17 protein-coding genes and 1 pseudogene are annotated in these 16,880 nt (G+C 44.8%); 11 read left to right on the forward strand and 7 right to left on the reverse strand.

The window, feature by feature from the left end; genetic code table 11:
* Positions 1-381 precede the first annotated feature (381 nt).
* Both ACRRS0_RS16610 and ACRRS0_RS16615 read left to right on the forward strand, forming a co-directional pair.
* Positions 382-822 carry a hypothetical protein gene (locus tag ACRRS0_RS16610; protein ID WP_432452103.1) on the forward strand — a complete coding sequence of 147 codons (441 nt, stop codon included), beginning with the start codon at positions 382-384 and terminating at the stop codon, positions 820-822.
* Between the two features lie 84 nt (positions 823-906).
* Positions 907-1,311, forward strand: coding sequence for a hypothetical protein (locus ACRRS0_RS16615; RefSeq protein ID WP_432452102.1), 405 nt, complete (start codon positions 907-909; stop codon positions 1,309-1,311).
* Positions 1,312-2,888: 1,577 nt separating this feature from the next.
* Here the strand turns inward: ACRRS0_RS16615 and ACRRS0_RS16620 are convergent.
* The 3 genes from ACRRS0_RS16620 to ACRRS0_RS16630 form a co-directional block, all read right to left on the reverse strand.
* Positions 2,889-3,407 carry a hypothetical protein gene (locus ACRRS0_RS16620; RefSeq protein WP_432452101.1) on the reverse strand — a complete coding sequence of 173 codons (519 nt, stop codon included), beginning with the start codon at positions 3,405-3,407 and terminating at the stop codon, positions 2,889-2,891.
* Between the two features lie 185 nt (positions 3,408-3,592).
* A complete protein-coding gene (locus tag ACRRS0_RS16625) occupies positions 3,593-4,603 on the reverse strand; it encodes a M48 family metallopeptidase (RefSeq protein ID WP_432452100.1) in 1,011 nt (336 codons plus the stop codon).
* Positions 4,604-4,610: 7 nt separating this feature from the next.
* Entirely contained in the window at positions 4,611-5,810 is a 1,200-nt protein-coding gene (locus ACRRS0_RS16630; protein ID WP_432452099.1) for a YjgN family protein, read from the reverse strand.
* A 379-nt stretch (positions 5,811-6,189) separates the two neighbouring features.
* On the opposite strand from ACRRS0_RS16630, the gene ACRRS0_RS16635 reads away from it, so the two are divergent.
* From ACRRS0_RS16635 to ACRRS0_RS16655, 5 genes are all read left to right on the forward strand, one after another.
* Entirely contained in the window at positions 6,190-6,912 is a 723-nt protein-coding gene (locus ACRRS0_RS16635) for a response regulator (RefSeq protein WP_432452098.1), read from the forward strand.
* A 24-nt stretch (positions 6,913-6,936) separates the two neighbouring features.
* Positions 6,937-8,289 (forward strand): sensor histidine kinase, encoded by a 1,353-nt coding sequence (locus tag ACRRS0_RS16640; protein ID WP_432452097.1) that lies wholly within the window; start codon positions 6,937-6,939, stop codon positions 8,287-8,289.
* Between the two features lie 180 nt (positions 8,290-8,469).
* Complete coding sequence (locus ACRRS0_RS16645) at positions 8,470-9,105, forward strand: 3'-5' exonuclease (protein ID WP_432452096.1); 636 nt, start codon at positions 8,470-8,472, stop codon at positions 9,103-9,105.
* Positions 9,106-9,202: 97 nt separating this feature from the next.
* On the forward strand, positions 9,203-9,532 hold the full coding sequence (locus ACRRS0_RS16650) for an RNA recognition motif domain-containing protein (protein WP_432452095.1): 330 nt from the start codon (positions 9,203-9,205) through the stop codon (positions 9,530-9,532).
* Between the two features lie 557 nt (positions 9,533-10,089).
* Positions 10,090-10,491 carry a thiol-disulfide oxidoreductase DCC family protein gene (locus tag ACRRS0_RS16655; protein ID WP_432452094.1) on the forward strand — a complete coding sequence of 134 codons (402 nt, stop codon included), beginning with the start codon at positions 10,090-10,092 and terminating at the stop codon, positions 10,489-10,491.
* A 121-nt stretch (positions 10,492-10,612) separates the two neighbouring features.
* Here ACRRS0_RS16655 and ACRRS0_RS16660 read toward each other — a convergent pair whose 3' ends face one another.
* Positions 10,613-10,792, reverse strand: coding sequence for a hypothetical protein (locus ACRRS0_RS16660; protein WP_432452093.1), 180 nt, complete (start codon positions 10,790-10,792; stop codon positions 10,613-10,615).
* A gap of 220 nt (positions 10,793-11,012) precedes the next feature.
* On the opposite strand from ACRRS0_RS16660, the pseudogene ACRRS0_RS16665 reads away from it, so the two are divergent.
* From ACRRS0_RS16665 to ACRRS0_RS16680, 4 genes and pseudogenes are all read left to right on the forward strand, one after another.
* A pseudogene (locus tag ACRRS0_RS16665) lies at positions 11,013-11,225 on the forward strand (VF530 family DNA-binding protein); the annotation flags it as partial.
* A gap of 206 nt (positions 11,226-11,431) precedes the next feature.
* Positions 11,432-12,055: an NAD(P)H-dependent oxidoreductase gene (locus ACRRS0_RS16670; RefSeq protein WP_432452092.1), complete on the forward strand. Its 624-nt coding sequence runs from the start codon at positions 11,432-11,434 to the stop codon at positions 12,053-12,055.
* On the forward strand, positions 12,052-13,965 hold the full coding sequence (locus ACRRS0_RS16675; protein ID WP_432452091.1) for a monovalent cation:proton antiporter-2 (CPA2) family protein: 1,914 nt from the start codon (positions 12,052-12,054) through the stop codon (positions 13,963-13,965). The genes ACRRS0_RS16670 and ACRRS0_RS16675 overlap by 4 nt, the downstream gene beginning before the upstream one ends.
* 75 nt (positions 13,966-14,040) lie before the next feature.
* Entirely contained in the window at positions 14,041-14,691 is a 651-nt protein-coding gene (locus ACRRS0_RS16680) for a DsbA family oxidoreductase (RefSeq protein WP_432452090.1), read from the forward strand.
* On the opposite strand, the gene ACRRS0_RS16685 is transcribed toward ACRRS0_RS16680, so the two are convergent.
* Genes ACRRS0_RS16685 through ACRRS0_RS16695 form a run of 3 tightly spaced genes read right to left on the reverse strand, consistent with a single transcriptional unit; the run spans position 14,688 to position 16,872 of the window.
* Positions 14,688-15,137 (reverse strand): chalcone isomerase family protein, encoded by a 450-nt coding sequence (locus tag ACRRS0_RS16685; RefSeq protein WP_432452089.1) that lies wholly within the window; start codon positions 15,135-15,137, stop codon positions 14,688-14,690. The genes ACRRS0_RS16680 and ACRRS0_RS16685 overlap by 4 nt on opposite strands.
* A gap of 34 nt (positions 15,138-15,171) precedes the next feature.
* Positions 15,172-15,645 carry a DUF2878 family protein gene (locus ACRRS0_RS16690; RefSeq protein WP_432452088.1) on the reverse strand — a complete coding sequence of 158 codons (474 nt, stop codon included), beginning with the start codon at positions 15,643-15,645 and terminating at the stop codon, positions 15,172-15,174.
* A gap of 3 nt (positions 15,646-15,648) precedes the next feature.
* Entirely contained in the window at positions 15,649-16,872 is a 1,224-nt protein-coding gene (locus ACRRS0_RS16695; RefSeq protein ID WP_432452087.1) for a class I SAM-dependent methyltransferase, read from the reverse strand.
* Between the last annotated feature and the right edge of the window lie 8 nt (positions 16,873-16,880).

Raw genomic sequence — 16,880 nt, forward strand, 5'->3', positions numbered from 1 at the left:
GAGTGATTATCTGTACTAGATAATCTGGATTAGTCTGGATTAGTCTGGATTAGTCTGGACTCAATCTACCACTTTGCTTCGCAAGGGCGAGCTGTTCTGACTGGTTACTCTAACCCATTTATGTCCCGCTCTGTGTTAGCTACGGGGTCAAAGCTTTCGCCTACGGCGACGTCATTAAGCTTCAACGAGCAAAGCTTAGCTAAGCAAAAAGAAAGCTCGCCCTGCATCTTCTTAAACCCTGCGTTGCTCATTCTCAAGGGCGTTGAAGTAAACACTACGCTCAAACAGACTTCAACTTTGCACCCTTGTTCATTTGCGCTACTCGGCGAAGATGATGGGATTTAAAAGCGTAATCTTGGCTATCGAGAGTATGAAAGGTTTTTGTTTTTAGAATGGGGGGCTAGTTTATTTCCGGCAGGTTTTGTCGGCACTGGCACTTTGAGGGGGGGGGCTGCTTATGGTGCTCTCTCTGGAGCGGTATTTGGTGGGATTGGCGGAGCCTTTAAATCAAGCTCCGGGTTCTTCCAGCAAAATGGCGTGGCACATGTTGCGGCGCATGCCGCAGCGGGAGGTGTGCTTTCTAAGCTTCAAGGTGGTAAGTTTGGTCATGGGTTCTTAACGGCTGGTATTATGAAAGGCGTTGGATGGGTCAAAACAGGTACAAATGCTCCCCGAGTAATAGTTCAGGCAATTGCTGGCGGTACGGTTTCTAGGTTGACCAGTGGGAAATTTGCCAATGGGGCGATCACCAGTGCGATTCAGTATGTGGTTAATAAGGTATCAAGCTCTGTTGCACAAGAGGGATTTGGCTCATTCATGTAGAACCGACTCAAAAGTAGGCAAGTTAGGGATGATTTATTTAAAGCCATCGGTAGTTTAGCAAAAATTGGTGCTGGCACTGTTGGAATGGGCGGAGACTGGTTACTGAAAAACTTTAACCCAACAGTTGGTGGTTATTTAATGTTAGGTAGTGCTTCTATGTATGCATCTGGCGTGGGTGATTTATCAAATGCTATCTATGGCGGTAACCGCAACTACGACTTCTTGGGACGTGGTTATAGGAATGCTGCTGAATTCTACGGGTTTGATTTTAGTGTTGGTGATTATGCAAGGGCTGCTGCTGAGCTTGTTACTATATATCGTGGATGGACTACCCTTGTATCTCGAACTGTAAACAGTGGCGCTTGGGGGACATCTGCTATGACTTATACCAAAATGGTTCCCGCAATAAAAACAAGCACATCGGTAACTGGAGCAGCCGACGCATGGGCTGCAAAAGATAATTTAAGTACTTTTGCACCGAATAACTAAAGAGGGTTAGTCTTGCAAGTAAATATAATGTGGTTGATTGCTTTTTATCTGCTCCTTCTTGGGTGCCAATATTTATTGGCACCATTACTGATAAAGCGATTTTCATTGAGGGCAAATGGCTTTAGCCTGATTGCTCAGCTTCAAGTGTTAATTGTTCTCTATAGTTGTTGGGTGGGGGCTTCTAAAGATAGTCTGACTAGCTCATCAGGGGCTGGAATGCTCATATGCGCAGTTATTCTATTTAGTCGGTATTTAATGAAAAGAAGATAGCTATTAGTTTCTAAGCCGCTCATCCCAGAGCGGCTTTTCTTGAACAGCTAAGCTGACTGCTGCTGTTTAATCAGAGGAAATAATCGAGACATATATGGACGCCCCGTGTTTTGCAACTCCTGATTGAAGATCGGTTCGCTGACATATATCCGGCGTCTTTAAATAGGGCAATTCATGGCTTGCAGTTGCTTGTTATAACTAAGTTCTTATTTTATAGGGGGCGGCCGTGTAAACAGATTTAGCACACTCAATACCTGTAAAAATAAACTAGACACCCATTCTAAAAACAAAAATCTTTCATACTCTCGATAGCCAAGATTACGCTTTAAATCCCATCATCTTCGCCGAGTAGCGCAAATGAACAAGGGAGCAAAGTTGAAGTCTGTTTGAGCGCAGTGTTTACTTCAACGCCCTTGTGAATGCGCAACGCAGGGTTTAGGAAGATGCTGGGCGAGCTTTCTTTTTGCTTAGCTAAGCTTTGCTCGTTGAAGCTTAATGACGTCGCCGTAGGCGAAAGCTTTTACCCCGTTGCTAACACAGAACCGGGCATAAATGGGTTAGAGTAACCAGTCAGAACAGATCGCCCCTTGCGAAGCAAAGTGGCAGATTGAGTCCAGACAGAAATAAACTAGACACCCATTCTAAAAACAAAAACCTTTCACTCTCTCGATAGCCAAGATTACGCTTTTAAATCCCATCATCTTCGCCGAGTAGCGCAAATGAACAAGGGAGCAAAGTTGAAGTCTGTTTGAGCGTAGTGTTTACTTCAACGCCCTTGTGAGTGAGCAACGGAGGATCTAAGAAGATGCAGGGTGGCCTTTCTTTTGTATACTTTTCTTTGGCCAGCAAAGAAAAGTATATCGCCGTCAGGGCGAAACCCTCACTAACAGATCTATCCAAAACTAAAAATAATAAACTAGACACCCATTCTAAAAACAAAAACCTTTCACACTCTCGATAGCCAAGATTACGCTTTTAAATCCCATCATTTTCGCCGAGTAGCGCAAATGAACATGAAGTCTGTTTGAGCGTAGTGTTTACTTCAACGCCCTTGAGAATGCGCAACGCAGGGTTTAAGAAGATGCTGGGCGAGCTTTCTTTTTGCTTAGCTAAGCTTTGCTCGTTGAAGCTTAATGACGTCGCCGTAGGCGAAAGCTTTTACCTCGTTGCTAACACAGAACGGGGCATAAATGGGTTAGAGTAACCAGTCAGAACAGATCGCCCCTTGCGAAGCAAAGTGGCAGGTTGAGTCCAGACTAATCCAGATTATCTGATGACCAAGCAGCCAGAACCATCTGCCAGCCTCATTAGCCAGTAAACGGCTGCTCTGGCGCTGTAATAGTGAGCTTGAATATGGCGAATTCAGATTTACTTTTTAAGGGCTTGCAACGACCACAAAATTCCGGCTCAAAGGTGGGATGCTGGGCGCTTATATCCTGACCATTCGTATCATAGGTTCCATAAATGGCTTGCCCTGCGATGTGCTCTGTCACAAACACTACGCCAGGAGTTTCATATACGCCAACCACCGTAACCCCATCGCTGTACGGACCGTGGCTGGCATATTGGGCGACCTTATCGGGGTGTACATAGGTCGTCAGTTTGGTGCCTTTGCCATCGTTAATCCAATTGTAAGCCGCAACCGCTTCTTGAATAAACAAAGGCGTATCGGCAGGCAACACCACATCTTTGCCCGGTACCATACTCACATTGGCAATCGGCCAAGAACGCCAATCTTGTGGGTAACTCGCGACCGACACAGCAAGCACATCAACACTAAACGATGCTGCCGTCCAAGCCAGCATCAAAACAAATATTCTAGCCATAGACAATCCCTGTTCTATAAACTGATGAGCACGGTTTCCCCAAGCCCAATGCTCTCCGACTATATCAAGAAAAGTTTCACCAAAAGCTATAAGCAACGCAGAGTAAGCATCCCCGCCAAAGAAAAAGTGGCTCGAAGGCCACTAATTTACAATCAATAAAAACGTTGTAGAGCAGTCTGTTCGGCTTATTCCATTTGCAAGCAAGACTTCAATTGTAAGATCCGCTGCTGGTCTTCTGGATGGCTACTTATCCATTGTGGTATTGCGGTCTGTTGCTGGTTAAACAGCTGCTGATAACCCGCCAGTATTTGCCCGCCAGATAAACCTAAATGGGCCGCGCTATGGCAAGCAAATAAATCGGCTCGGCTCTCAACCTCACGCGAATACCCCATATTTAAGCCCAAGACTGCGGCCCCCATTAAACCATCAACCAAGGCGCTCGCATCACCCACCAGTAGCATCACCGCGCTAGTGACCAGAGTCGAACGAACCAAGGCTGTCATCCCGTCGTGGTGGACAAAGTGGCCCAGCTCATGCAGTAAAATGCCGTTCAGTTGCTCTGGCTGTTGCATCAGTGAAACTAAACGGTCGGTCACAATAATACTGCCGTCGGCTAAGGCAAAAGCATTGGCTTGTTCACCCATGTTGTAGAAGAACAATTTTGGCTCGCCTGGTAGCTCCCCAGTGCCTTCAACTAAGCGCGCAAAGTTTGCGCTAATTTGTTGTTGTAGGGACGCATCCAACTGGCTGTCTTGAAAGCCGAAAGCTTGCAATTGACTCAAGGTTTGTTGACCCAATTCTTGCGAAACTGAATACGGCACAAAACCGGCCAGATAGTGTGCCAAACGCGGCAGTCCCTTATCGATACTCCAAAACATCAATAGGGCACTCAGCAGCACGCCAAACACTATCGCTAAAAGGTTACTCTCGATGCGCTTCGCCAGAGAACCTTTGCCATGGAGCTCTAGCCAAGCCGCTAACTGCTCGGGCTGTTCCGCGACAAAGCGGTGACCATTGGCAAATATCAGACTACGTGGCTGACGGCCAATCGCCATCGACACTTCGACTTCGGCCAAAGATGCTCGAATACAGCCTTCCTCATCACGAAGCTCCAGCTTCCCTTCATCGGAACAACTTAAACAGGCGGCTCGAATTAGCGAGCTATTCGCCACAAACACTTTTCCAGAAATAAGCATGTCAGTCCTAAATCACGCCAATTTCAATACTAAATGCATCGGCTACTTCATCGGCAATCGCGACATTACCGTCATCCACTTGATTATGAGTAGTCAGTTGATCGATATCGCCGTCAATTGCGGTGGCATTTGCCATAAACCGAGCGTACCTAACCTTTACCAAGGGTAAGGCCAAACCTAAAGAGAACACAGTAAGCAACAAATTGCTAAGTAGCAAAGCTAAAAACGCCCAAGGTTTCACTGTTGAATTTAGCTGCAATTTATCAGCTAAAACAGTTTCACCAAATTGATAGTTACGTAAGCAGGCTTTTAGATAGGCACTCACAAACCAGCCAAGCAAAAACATACTGATATAAATTGCCAAGATAGCCCCAAACAAACCATAGTGAACACCAAGATCACTCTCTAAGTTTTCCGGGTTAAGCTGCTGTATTAATCCCCCCAACTGAGAGAAATCAATACCAATCGAACCCACAAAAATAGCGACTCCGATTGCAACAATGACTAATAAACCGCTTAAGCCGATAGCCGCTGTCTTTAAATAGATTTTAAATATGCGTCCGGTACCAATCTCTGCGCCAAATTGTTGCTGCCCCCAGCGATAGCCATTTAAAATAAACTGACTCATTTGGCTGGTAATTAAAGCATAGATAAAGGTTAAACCTAGTCCACAGGCCACAATACTAATGATACCGAGGATCCACGGTGAGCTCATTTGGGCGAGAAATGTCAATCCCCCGGCAGCGATAGCGAAGCCAACAAAATATAACAAAGGCAGTACCAATAACACCATATAAGCACGGCCATAACTGCCTACAAAATCGAATCGAACATTCCGATAGCGCGTCATCCGAGCATCAAAACGTAAATTACGCACCACTAACACAGGCGTAGCAAGCACAAACAGAAGCACCATTAAGCCACCAATAGTGGGGTGAAATGAAGGTAGCGTAAGCCACCCAAGCACCAAAATTACCGCAATAATTCGGCCAATAAGAATTTGTATAGGTTTTGCCAAATACTCAAAAGACTCACCGGCAAGTTCGGTATTGCCGTAAAAATACTGCTTATTGCGCACTTTAGCCCAAGCGGAATAAATCCCCAAAGTAATAACGGTGAGTAAGATATTCACGATCCAAATGCCAAAATATTCACCGGCACGCCCTAAGAATGTAAATTGGTGACGCGGCTGTTGCTGACTTTCCATGTAATCGATTCCTATTGGGAATAAAAAGTAAAGGTTAGGTTTAAGCTACTGACAAATAAATTTTTTATAGTATTTGATTTGCTTAACAAAAACCAACTTTAGCATCAATTTTTGCCGTTCCAATCGCTCGCACTAGCAAACCATTATTCAATAAAAAAGCGAGAGCCATACTTTAATAAAAAATAAAAATGCTTTATAAAATCCAGCTTTCAGATAAAGATACTGGATATACGAATATTGCGCGCATTTATGCTGCCTTTTTATCTATAATTCATCAAGTCATGATATTTGTCGTTTTTTTGTCAGCACTCATTGCATCAAGCAAGCGGCTCTCTAGAATGACTGGTTTGGCTAACATTTGTGCATGGGAGGATAAAATTTGAATCAAGACAGAAAACGGATCGTATTAATTGAAGATGACTCTCGACAACAGCAATTGGTAGCTACATTTTTACGCAGTGAAGGTTTTGATGTGATCTCCTCGGAACGAGGAGATGATGCGCCGGTATTAATAGCGAAACATTTACCCGATGCAGTGCTACTCGATCTGATGCTACCCGGTATGGATGGTATCCAAGTCTGCCAAAAGGTTCGAGAGTTTTATACGGGGCCGATTTTAATGGTGACAGCTCAAGGTGATGAGGTCACCGAAGTATCGGCGCTCAATCTAGGGGTTGATGATTTCTTAAAAAAACCGCTGCGGCCACATGTATTATTAGCGCGTTTACGCTCGATGTTACGCCGCAGTCAATGCTTAGCAGAAACTGACAACTACACAGAATTTCGCCCCAACCCCAACCGTATAGTTTATCAAGAGCTGCTGGCCGACAAAACTCAGCGACGAATTTGGTTAGCGGACCAATTGCTCGACTTGACTGATGCCGAATTCGACTTACTCTATTTCCTCATGGATAATGCTGGACACGTGCTTCCCCGAGACCTTTTGTTTAAAGAAATAAGAGGTATCGACTATGATGGTTTAGACCGTTCTCTAGACATGCGAATATCCACCCTACGCAAAAAAATAAATGACAATGCACCACCTTATCGCTACATAAAATCAGTTCGAGGAAGAGGCTATCTGTTTGTTAAAGAAACTTAATGATCTTCAGCTAAGGTTCTTAGCATGCTAACCCTATTTCTTCGTTTATTCTTATCATCGATCTTTGCGATCTTTGCCGCCACCATCCTCTATGCCTCTTTGATACAAGAGCATATCCAACAAATTGAACGCCAACAAATCCGCAAAGTCGTACTCCCCATCTACTATTTATTAGAACGAGATATTCTTCAAGCCAAGCAACCCGATATCAACGCGATCCTAGAAAAGTACCAACAAGAGTTTCCTTTTTTCATTCGACTGATGCCACTGAGTCAAATTGATCAAGATAAGCGTTTGCAGCTGCTACGCCACCGAGAATACATACAGGTTGTGACGCATATTTTTAATGAAGACGAAATCACCTTGTATTATCTATGGCCAAATCAACAAGTTTTGGAACTGACTTTAGATGAAAAATTTGTCGATCGCGGCGGGTGGCTATTTTGGTATATGGTGGTATTTATTACTGGGAGCCTAGCGGCAACGGTGATGTGGTTTTCTTTTTCAATGACCCGCCATACCTATCACTTAGCGAAAATAACCAAGTTATTAGGCGAAGGTAATTTCGACGTCACCGCCAATGAGAAAACCCCTGCACCAATCAACCATATGGCGCGTAGCCTAAACGCCATGGCTTACCAATTGAAAACTCTCATCCAAGAGCAAGACGCCATGACCATGGCGGTATCTCATGAACTAAAGAACCCGATTAATAATCTGCGTTTTGCTTTAGATATGACCCGATCGATTCATGATATGCATACCATGCACCAACATATTCAAGATATGGACGAAGATCTAGATAGCCTTGAAGAGCTGACTCATGAATTAATCAGCTTTTCCCAGCTGTCGAAAGCAACCACCAGTAAACTTGAATTCGTTAAGCCTAATCCTTTGCTCGTGAGTGACTGTGAACGCTTCGCAAAATTAAATCCAGCTCTCAATATTCAAATTGAATGTACTGAAGATTTATCATTAATGGTGGATCCCAAGTTGCTACGCCGAGCCCTTAACAATTTAATTGTAAATGCGCAAAAGTATGCAAAATCGCAACTGTTAGTTCGAGCCTATCAGCGTGGAACATCGGTATTTTTTGAGGTTCACGACGATGGCATCGGGGTACCTGAACAGCACCGCTCGTCAATTTTTATGCCCTTTGCCCGAGTCGATGATAGTCGTAGCAGGCAAAGTGGCGGCCACGGTTTAGGCCTATCGATAGTCGAAAGAATTGTGATTAATCACGGCGGCAATGTCAGTGTCGGCGATAGCCCCTTAGGCGGTGCACTATTTACCATAGAACTACCAACTCATGGAAAACAAGCCTCTAGGGCTCACAAACCAAAATCACAAAACAATGGCCATGAGCCCTGTTCGTGATTATTTTACCGCCGTTTGTGGTTGATTTAGGCAAGGCCGAGCCGAGGTGACAAGCGATTGGCCGCAACCATTTGTAGAACCAGCTATCAACCCGCAATACACAACGCTAAAAATAACCTCGAAATATAAATCGAGCTTGGGTAAAATCCCCCCTTCTTTTCAAATCTGTGAATCCGCCTTTTGAGTACATCTACCCCTGCTAACACGGTTATTATTCTCGATTTCGAAACCACTGGACTATCGCCAAATCAAGGTGACCGAGCCATCGAAATTGGCGCCGTATTGCTAGAAAATGGACAAGCCACCCAACGCTTTCAAGAACTAATGAATCCCGGGTTTCGAATTAGTTCCTTTATTGAAAATTACACCGGCATTAGCAATCGAATGATCAGCAATGCCGCACCATGCGAAGAAGTGATGGAACGTTTCTGTGATTTTATTGGCGGGCACAACTTAGTCGCTCACAATGCGTCTTTTGATCAACGTTTTCTCGATGCAGAACTCAAGCAAATTAATCGTCACTATACGGGGCAATTTAGCTGCTCCATGTTACTTTCGCGACGTATATTTCCAGCGGCGCCCAATCATAAATTAGCTAGTTTAGTGACCTATCGAAATATCGCCAACGACGGCATATTTCACCGCGCTTTAGCCGATTCAGAGATGACCGCAAAGTTATGGTTAAGCCTCCTCGAAGAGTTACAAACAGGTCACCAAATCACTTCACCAAGCTTTAAGCTGATGCAGCAAATTAGTGCTAAAAGTAAAACCGCGGTGCCTAATTTTCTTCGCCGCGTCGCACAAAAACAGTTTTAATTGGCAGCATAAAAACGAACCGAAGGTTTGATAGCTTCGCGCGACATGATATGGGACAATTGGCAATTATTTACAATCGCCAAACAATGGATCATCGATGAAGTTATTAATTCGCAACCTTGCCCGCACCACGAGTGAAGCTGAGTTACTCGCTCTATTTTCAGAGCAGGGCAATGTGCAAGAGTGCACCTTAGTTCTCGATAATGAAACCGGTAAGTCGAAAGGCTTTGGCTTCGTAGAAATGGCGGATCCAACGGAAGCTGAAATCGCTATAAAAGCTTTAAACGGCAAAAAGATAGCAGGCAATAAGATCCGAGTGAAACAAGCAGCAGAAAATCCCCTCGCCAGCCGTGCCCCTACAGCAGCAAGTGCTTCTATTTGGCCTGAAGTCAGCGAGCAACCAAACAAACCTTCAGAGCAAGACTAGAACTGTTATTTTACCGCCACTCGAGAGAAGCAGCATGATTCACCACGCTGATGATCTCGAGGCAAAGTGACATAGACGACTCAGTTAAGGTGAGCCCTCACTGCGCGGACCGCAACGAACTGCGCATTTCCAACATGACTTCAATCATCCAATATACATCTTGACGAAAGCTAAATTGAGCCAATCACACAGAAGCCCATCGAGCGATCATTTCCCTTTAAACTAATGATCGCTTGGTCAAGTCTATTCGTAGTTCTAATACCAATCTGATTAATTATGTGATCAACTTAATTGTGTAGAATAAATCTGTCGATAATCAGCTATGAGTGCAATAACTAGTGGCTCTTATCACAAGATTCATCACGCCGTTAGCGGTGATTTAGGCCAGCAAGAATAAACAGATAATGACTTAGATCGGTATCAGTCAGTCACATGCTGGCTGAATCACCACCGCCAATCATTGATTAAAACCAACAACAATCCTCGAAACGGATTTGTTTGGGATCGATCCGAGTAAAGATTTGGCATATTCACCTTTTGAATGACAGGATACAGAAATGCAGTTAAGAATTTTCTATGATGCTCAATGTCCACTCTGCGCGGCGGAAATGCGCCAGCTGAAGTCCTTTGATACCCACCAATTGATCGAATTACAAGACATCAATCAAACCAACTTTAAGCAGCGCTTTCCTCATATTAATAGACGTAAAGCCGCAAACATTTTGCACGCAGAAAATGCTCAAGGCGAGCTTCTATTGGGTTTAGATGTGACCGCCAAGGCTTGGGGCCTAGTCCAGCAAAAACCCTGGATCCAATGGCTACGCAAACCAATCATTCGCTGCGTTGCCGATCGAGGCTACTTATTATTTGCCAAGCACCGTTACCGTATCTCCGCACTAGTGGGTCGTCATACAAAATGCGACAGCCAACATTGTGGCACGGGTAAAAACCTTAATTAAAGCTTAGCCAACAGGTCTTCGTTAACGCTTACATGGAAACAAGCGATAAAATGAGCGAAGCTGTCAAGAATGGACGCTTACTGGTCGCCAAAAAATAAGCCGCAACAGCGGCTTAGTCTATTTACACTTTAATATTTATAGTTTCACCGAGTCCCGGTCTGCTCGCTGGTGCGGCGTCAGAAATATCGGTTGCGGCCACTAATTCTTGCACCGCCTTACCATCTTGCTGCTGCTGACCTTTAGCCAGCTGCGCTGAAATAACTTCCATAGACTGCGAAGCATTTGTACTATTGATTTCCATTCTACCTCCTATTTCATGGACATCAGCTACTCATCGGCCGCTAGAATAAAAACTTTAGAACTATTTTATATAAACTAAAGATATCTAACCCGAGGGACTTCGCCCCAATTTACGCTAACTTAATCTCACTCAATTAGTCCATAAATAGCGGCTGACACTGTACTTTACCCCCACCAAAGCAGTGGTACAATAGAACGCTATTTTTTAAGGTCTCTGTCATATGCAGCAAGCAAATAATCCTCTTCACGGTAAAACGCTAGAAACCATTGTCAACGAACTAGTCGATTTTTATGGCTGGGAAGAACTCGGCGCTCGAATTAATATTCGCTGCTTTACGCTTGATCCCAGCATCAAGTCTAGTCTCAAGTTTCTGCGAAAAACTCCGTGGGCTCGCGACAAGGTAGAAAATCTATATTTACGCATGAAAGGTCTTTCTTGAGCCTACACATCGATGCGCTTTCGAGCGGATTAATCACATCCCCCCTGAATAAGCGCTTGATGATAAGCGCTTATTCAATGAGCCATCAGCTTTACGCCACAGCAGCTCACAAAAAACTTAATGACTTTCGCTTGTATCTAAGGTCCTAATTTACCTATATTGACTTATCTGCATTACCGCATAGCTTAAAGGAAGTCACTATGCCGAACGCGCTCAACAGCATTCTTTTATTATTTGCCCATCCTTCACTCGAGCGTTCTGAAGTCAATGCACCGATGTTTGAACTCGCACAAACCCTGCCACAAGTGACCGCAGTTGACCTCTATCGGGAATATCCCAGCTTTAAAATTGATATTGATAAAGAACAGCAGCGCTTAATCGAACACGATATTGTTATTATGATGTTTCCCCTCTATTGGTACTCCGTTCCTGCCTTATTAAAAGAATGGCAAGACTTAGTCCTCGAGTACGGTTTTGCCTATGGTCATCAAGGGAACAAGCTACAGGGAAAAACACTACTATGCGCAATCACGGCGGGAGGAGCCGAATCGGCCTATACAGCCGATGGTTATAACCATTTTACCATCAGGCAATTACTTAGTCCGATTGAACAAACCGCTTCATTAACTGGCATGCATTACTTACCCCCCTTTGTATTATTCGGCTCACGGACAGCGGTTGAAGAAAATCGACTGCAGCAACATCTCGATAATTGGCATCATTTGTTAAGCGCCCTACAGCATGGACAAATCGATCTTGAGATGGCGGCCCACCTTCCTCAATTGAACCAGCGGCACCTAGCACTGTTCAAGGAGCGACTATGACAGGTTATTTATTACAAACCTTTGTCTATTTATGTGCCGCTGTCATCAGTGTGCCTTTGGCCAAAAAATTTGGTTTAGGCTCAGTCTTAGGCTATCTGATTGCGGGCGTGATTATTGGACCAGTGATTGGTTTAGTGGGAACCGAAACCGCCACCATTCAGCACTTTGCCGAATTTGGCGTCGTGATGATGCTGTTTGTTGTGGGTTTGGAGTTAGAACCCAAAATGCTCTGGGGCATGCGCCACAAACTACTGGGGTTGGGTGGGCTACAAGTGAGTTTAAGCACTGTGGTTGTGATGTTGATATGCCTATTATTCAAGTTTCCATGGACCATTGCCTTGGCTATCGGCCTGATATTTTCACTCTCATCTACAGCCATCGTGTTACAAACCTTTAATGAAAAAGGACTCAACCGTACCGACGGTGGCCGTTCTTCATTTTCAGTGTTGCTGTTTCAAGACATTGCGGTGATTCCGATGCTGGCCTTAATTCCCCTACTCGCACTGCCGGAACTAATTGAAAAGGCCCAGCACTTAGGAAACCAAGCCGCAGCCCACAGTTCCGAGCTTAATTTTGCAGCCCACCTGCCCAGCTGGGCTTATGCCTTAGTGGTAGTTGGCGCGATTGTGGCGGTGGTGATTGGCGGGCACTACCTCAGTCGCCCGATATTTCGGTTTGTTGCAAACTCAGGGCAACGAGAAATATTTACCGCCGCAACCTTAATGTTGGTGATAGGCATTGCGACACTCATGAGTTTAGTGGGTTTATCCCCCGCTCTCGGCACATTTTTAGCGGGCGTCGTCCTCGCCAACAGTGAATTTAGACACGAAATGGAATCCAATATAGAACCATTTAAAGGTTTATTATTAGGACTGTTCTTTATTACCGTAGGCGCAGGCATCGATTTTGAAGTCCTCAGTAATCATTTACCAGTAGTGCTCGCGATTACGTTGGCAGTGATCCTCATCAAATCGTTGGTACTCTTTGGCTTAGCCATCACCTTTAAAATCAAAAATAGTGACCGCTGGTTATTTGCCTTAAGCTTGGCACAAGCGGGAGAGTTTGGTTTTGTATTGCTCAACTATACCCAGCAAAACCACGTGATTCCGGAAGACTTGGCAAAAATTCTGTCATTGGTGGTCGCTTTCTCGATGTTCTTAACACCCGGCTTATTTATCTTCTACGAGAAGGTGATTCTGCCACGTTATGCACGGGTCGAAAACCAGCGAGAGCCCGATGAGATCGACGAGAAAGGCACCGTCATCATTGCTGGTATCGGTCGTTTTGGGCAAATTGTAAACCGCTTCTTGGTGGCCAATGGGATCAATACTGTGGTTCTCGATCATCAAGCGGGCCAAGTTGAACTAATGAGAAAAATTAACATTAAGAGCTACTTTGGCGACGCAACCCAACCCGAACTATTACATCGTGCAGGCATCGAACAAGCGAAGTTAATGGTGGTAACCATCGACGATAAGGAACGAGTCAGAGACATCGTTAAATATGTAAAACATGCCTTTCCACATATCCGTTTAATGGTGAGGGCCTTTGACCGTGGCCACGCTTATGAGCTACGCAGCCTAGGAGCTGACCACATCATCACCGAAGCTTACTACTCGGCACTGGAAATGGGAGGCAGAGCGCTAACCGAACTTGGCTTTCACCCTTTTAAAGCAGAACAGCTTAAGAGTACTTTTGATCAAATCGAAAAAGACAATAAAGATAAATTGTACCAAGCATGGTTGGCCAGCAGCGATGATAAGCACATCAGCACAGACTACCGTGAATTATTTTTAAAACTAGAAGAATTACTCGGTGAAGCGATGAATCGTGATAGAAGTGATACTCACTCTCGCAGCGAACGGGGTTGGACGCCGCCCCCCAAAGGCTATACAGACGAATTAAAATAGAGCGCAGCAATCCATCGCTCTGTCCGAGATCTTGCCTTGAGCTAACTCAAGGCTGTCGTAACCAACGGAGGCACTATGCCCGCTATAACAGATTTAAGAATTGATATTGTTTCTGATGTCGTCTGCCCTTGGTGTATTGTCGGTTACTTACGGCTACAGCAAGCTTTGGCAAAATTAGATTCCAAGCTGAATGTTCAGCTACATTGGCAACCCTTTGAGCTAAATCCACACCTCCCCGCCGAAGGGCAAAACTTAAGAGAACACATTCAACAAAAATATGGCAGTAGCGTGGAACAAAGTGAGACGGCTCGTCAGCAACTGAAACAGATTGGTTCTGACTTGGGCTTTGATTTTAACTTTAATAGCGACTCGCGTATTTACAATACCTTCGAAGCTCACCAACTGCTGCACTGGGCGGCGACTTATCAAAAACAAACTGAATTAAAACTAGCCCTATTCGAAGCATATTTTAGCCAACAACTGGCCCCCTCCGATCGAGAAAACTTACTCGCTGTCGTCGCCAAAGTGGGACTCGATAGCAGCCTAGCGGAGCAAGTACTCAATGAAAAACTATATGCCGAAGAAGTAAGAGAGAAAGAATATAGCTGGCAAAACCAAGGGATTAAGGCGGTCCCCGCGTTTATCTTTAATCAACGCTTCTTACTGTCTGGGGCGCAGAACAGTGACACACTGATACAAGTGATTGAGCAAAGCTTGCAGGATTAATTTGCCCCCACTAACTGTCGTTGTTGCTTAGGAAAGTGACTCTGCTCAGATAACCAAATATCTAAAAAATATTGACTAAAACGCAGCGCTTCTAAATGACCGATGAGCTGACCATTCAAGTAGAAACGCCCACTGTCAGCAGAATCGGCCACCAAACGTAATTGATCTCCTTGCCTTAAATTTGGCCAAATATTTGCCAGTTTGCTTAACCACTGCTGGCAAGGCGCTTGCTGACAAACCCCGAGCTTTTGCCACTGCTCTTCAGTAGCGTCTAATAGGGCTTGTCGTTCAATATCACGCAAATACTCAATACTCAAAAGCAAGGGATAGCGGTCCGCTTGATAGCGCCCATCAGCGCTATACAGGCTGACATTATAAATCGGCCAAAATAGAACTTTTAATTGAGCATTACCGACTAGCTTTAAATGCTCAATCGAATTGCTCATGGACGTGCCAAGCATCAATGCAAACAAAGCCAAATTAAACATCGCTGTTCTCCAGCAAACGGTGGGCGAGATAAGCAAATACCGCCCATAGCGGGAATAAAATAGCGAGTCCTTGCCAAACCCCCGAATGAAAGGAAAATAATTGTGCTGTACTTGCCAAATAATAACTAAGCGGTCCCAAAATACTCACCAACAAAGCCAAAAAAGGTTGCGGGAAAATCCGTAAGCTGGGTAACAACAAGGCAAAGCTGCCCCACAATAGCAGCATATAAAGCGGTAGACCCGGTTGTGCAAAATCAAGGACGCCTAAGGTGACCAAACTCCAATCCAGCAATATGCCAAGCATCGCCAACATGCTACAAGGGATTAAGATCCGCCAGCGATAGTTCCTCACTTGCAAGATAATCAACAGCAACAAACCCGCCACTAGGATCGGCTGAGCATGGTCCCCCCAGAAAAAGGCACTCAACCAATTTAGCTTAAAAGCGATGAGAACTGGCCATTGCATGCCTCACCAAGCCTTATGTAAAGTCAATTGCTCGGTGCCAATATTATGACTACGGAAACCCGCTTCACAATAAGCGAAATAAAAGTGCCAAAGCCGATAAAACTGTTCATCAAAACCAAAGTCGAGCGACTGCTGTTGGTGCTGCTGCAGACGCTGATGCCAATATTGCAGAGTTTGTGCATAATCAAGACCGATTTCCAAACGTTGCACTGGCTGCAAGCCCTGTTGGCTAAAAAGACGCTTTAACAAGGATGGAGAAGGTAGAAATCCTCCGGGGAAAATATATTGCTGGATAAAGTCCACACTATTACGATAAACGGCAAAACGACTCTCCTCAATCGTAATCGCTTGTAACAACATTAAGCCGCCACTTTTTAAGCGCTCGGCACAAAGCTGAGCAAATCCGGGTAAATATTGCTCTCCGACGGCTTCGATCATTTCAATTGACACCAGTTTATCAAAGGTACCGCTCAACTCTCGATAATCTCGATTCAGGACGGTAATTAAGTCACCGCAGCCTGCTTGCTCTACCTGCTGACAGGCATAATGGTATTGTTCATCGGAAATGGTGGTGGTGGTTACCTGACAGCCATAATGCTGAGCCGCAAATATCGCCAAACCTCCCCAACCAGTACCAATCTCCAATAAGTGATCACTTGGCTTGAGCTGTAACTGCTCACAGATCCGGCTTAATTTATTATGTTGGGCCGCAGCGAGGCTTAAGGGCTTACCGCCAAAAATAGCCGATGAATATTGCATCTGCGGATCGAGAAAAGACTGATAAAAGTCATTCCCTAAGTCGTAATGCGCCAAGATATTTTTCTTGGCCTGGCGTTTATGGTTACGCCGAAAAAAATGTTGTAACTTAAACCATGCGTTAGTGAGCCAGTGTAAACGGCGATCTAGATTATCCAGATGAGCTTGATTATTCGCCAACAGCTGCAACAAACGATGCAGATCGGAACATCGCCATAAACCCTCCATATAGGTTTCACCAGCCGCGATGCTGCCTCCTTTAAGGATCTTCGAAAACACTTGGCTGTCTAGTATATGAACTTCAACCGCATGTGGATGGTCCTTCTCTCCTAAATGCACCGAGGGATAGCCCGATTGACTCATTAAAATTGCGCCGCCTTTTAAACCATCAAAAGTTTTAAGTACCAGATGCCGAGTCCAATCTAAACTATTGCTAAAAGTTGTCGAAGAGAGCGATTTTGCAGTCGTCATAGCTTTTC

The organism is Agarivorans sp. QJM3NY_29 (genome assembly GCF_050870835.2).
Lineage (GTDB): Bacteria > Pseudomonadota > Gammaproteobacteria > Enterobacterales > Celerinatantimonadaceae > Agarivorans.

Coding starts and splice junctions, on each gene's coding strand:
- ACRRS0_RS16670 (WP_432452092.1), top strand. CDS start 11,432: ATGCCGAACGCGCTCAACAGCATTCTTTTATTATTTGCCCATCCTTCA.
- ACRRS0_RS16655 (WP_432452094.1), top strand. CDS start 10,090: ATGCAGTTAAGAATTTTCTATGATGCTCAATGTCCACTCTGCGCGGCG.
- ACRRS0_RS16660 (WP_432452093.1), bottom strand. CDS start 10,792: ATGGAAATCAATAGTACAAATGCTTCGCAGTCTATGGAAGTTATTTCA.
- ACRRS0_RS16620 (WP_432452101.1), bottom strand. CDS start 3,407: ATGGCTAGAATATTTGTTTTGATGCTGGCTTGGACGGCAGCATCGTTT.
- ACRRS0_RS16685 (WP_432452089.1), bottom strand. CDS start 15,137: ATGAGCAATTCGATTGAGCATTTAAAGCTAGTCGGTAATGCTCAATTA.
- ACRRS0_RS16640 (WP_432452097.1), top strand. CDS start 6,937: ATGCTAACCCTATTTCTTCGTTTATTCTTATCATCGATCTTTGCGATC.
- ACRRS0_RS16625 (WP_432452100.1), bottom strand. CDS start 4,603: ATGCTTATTTCTGGAAAAGTGTTTGTGGCGAATAGCTCGCTAATTCGA.
- ACRRS0_RS16680 (WP_432452090.1), top strand. CDS start 14,041: ATGCCCGCTATAACAGATTTAAGAATTGATATTGTTTCTGATGTCGTC.
- ACRRS0_RS16650 (WP_432452095.1), top strand. CDS start 9,203: ATGAAGTTATTAATTCGCAACCTTGCCCGCACCACGAGTGAAGCTGAG.
- ACRRS0_RS16630 (WP_432452099.1), bottom strand. CDS start 5,810: ATGGAAAGTCAGCAACAGCCGCGTCACCAATTTACATTCTTAGGGCGT.
- ACRRS0_RS16695 (WP_432452087.1), bottom strand. CDS start 16,872: ATGACGACTGCAAAATCGCTCTCTTCGACAACTTTTAGCAATAGTTTA.
- ACRRS0_RS16675 (WP_432452091.1), top strand. CDS start 12,052: ATGACAGGTTATTTATTACAAACCTTTGTCTATTTATGTGCCGCTGTC.
- ACRRS0_RS16690 (WP_432452088.1), bottom strand. CDS start 15,645: ATGCAATGGCCAGTTCTCATCGCTTTTAAGCTAAATTGGTTGAGTGCC.
- ACRRS0_RS16615 (WP_432452102.1), top strand. CDS start 907: ATGGGCGGAGACTGGTTACTGAAAAACTTTAACCCAACAGTTGGTGGT.